Here is a 1,569-nt window from a genome sequence, read left to right as displayed (position 1 = left end):
CGGTACCTGTCAAGGTTTCTGAGACAGTGTCCTGCTACTTGGACGCTATGAGCGCTTGTGGGGTTGGTGGGTTGATCCAGGCGGTTGTTGGGAGAGGCGGCGGGGATGGTGGGCTGCCGAACCGTGTCGGGTTGGCCGCGTAAGCCTCCGCCAGCACCTTGGCCCGCTTCGCCTGGATCTGCTCGGCGGTGCCGAAGTAGACCGCGGCAGGGGTGTGCAGGCCCAGCCCCGAATGGCGGTGCTCGTGACGGTAGTAGTCGAAGAAGTCCTCGCAGAAGGCCCGGGCGTGCTCGATGGAGCCGAATGCGTCGGGGAAGTCGTGACGGTACTTCAGCGTCTTGAACTGCGCCTCCGAGTACGGGTTGTCGTTGGACACGCGCGGGCGGGAATGGGAACGCTGCACGCCGAGGTCAACCAGCAGCTGGGCGACGTTCTTCGAAGTCATGGCCGAGCCGCGGTCGGCGTGGATGGCGCCGGGACGCCCGTGCAGGGCGACCAGTCCGGCGATCCACCGCTCGGCGATGGCGGCGTCCTCGCACGCTTCCAGGCGCCAGCCGACGGGGTAGCGGCTGAAGATGTCGAGCATGACATACAGCTGGTACCAGGTGCCGCGCTCGGGTCCGGGCAGGCGCGTGATGTCCCAGCTCCACACGTCGTTGGGCTTGTACGCGACCAGCTCGGGCTTGACCGTGGCCGGATGGGCGGCCAGCCGGCGCCGCTCGCGTACCAGGTTCTCCTCCCGCAAGATCCGGTACATCGTCGACTGGGAGGCCAGATAGACGCCCTCGTCGAGGAGTTCGGCCCAGATCTGGGCGACCGCCTTGTCGGCGAAGCGCGGCTCGGTCAGCACCGCCAGCACCTGCTGCCGCTCGGCCGCGGACAGGGCGTTGGCGGGCGCGCCGACGGGGCCGGGTTTGCGGCGCGGACCCGCCGGACGCGACCGCTCCCGATACAACGTCGCTCGCGGCTTGCCCAGCAGCCGGCAGGCGGCACTGGTGGAGGTGAGGACCTCCACCAGGTCGAAGACCTGGCCTATCGCCGCTTCGACCTCGGCTTTGTATCCGCGCTCTCGGAGAGCGTCTCCAAGAGCGCGTGTGCTTTTCCCACCAGCTCCAGCGCGGCGTCCTTACGGGCCAGCTCTGCCTCCAGCGCCTCCACCTTGCGCCGCAGCCGCTCGAGTTCGGCCTTCTCGCCGCTACTGCGGGACCGCTTGCCGGACTTGGCCAGCCCGTCCAGCGCCCCGGCGTCGGCGGCCCGCCGCCACTCGACGATGTGCGAGGAGTACAGGCCCTCCCGGCGCAGCAGCGCACCCCGCGCGCCGGGCTCGGTCAGCGCGTCGTACTCGGCCAGAATCGCCTGCTTGTACTCAGGGGTGAAGGTCCGCCGCCGCGGGCGGTCCCCGCGCGGTCCCTGCTCACCTGTGCCCGAGCTCACCGTCCCATCATGGACGATCGACGGCCTCGGGCGCTCAGCCAGCATCGTGCTCACAGTTCGTTGAGATCCTTACTCGCCCTCGTCACTCAAATGCACTCTAGCCACATCTGTCTCAACAAACCTTGGCAGAGAGGG

The 1,569-nt window shown here is 68.6% G+C and carries 1 protein-coding gene; it reads right to left on the bottom strand.

Going from position 1 to position 1,569, the window contains the following annotated elements:
* Positions 1 to 34 precede the first annotated feature (34 nt).
* Positions 35 to 1,479 (bottom strand): IS3 family transposase gene (locus HHX31_RS33385; protein WP_396712421.1). Its coding sequence is split into 2 segments (ribosomal slippage): positions 35 to 1,050 and positions 1,050 to 1,479, totalling 1,446 coding nucleotides; the frame shifts between segments, so codons are not numbered across the junction.
* Positions 1,480 to 1,569 lie beyond the last annotated feature (90 nt).

Origin of the sequence: Microbispora sp. H11081 (assembly GCF_012999535.1) — a bacterium.
Lineage (GTDB): Bacteria > Actinomycetota > Actinomycetes > Streptosporangiales > Streptosporangiaceae > Microbispora.
The sequence above is the reverse complement of the archived record's forward strand: the minus strand, read 5'-3'. Positions and strand labels throughout refer to the sequence as shown.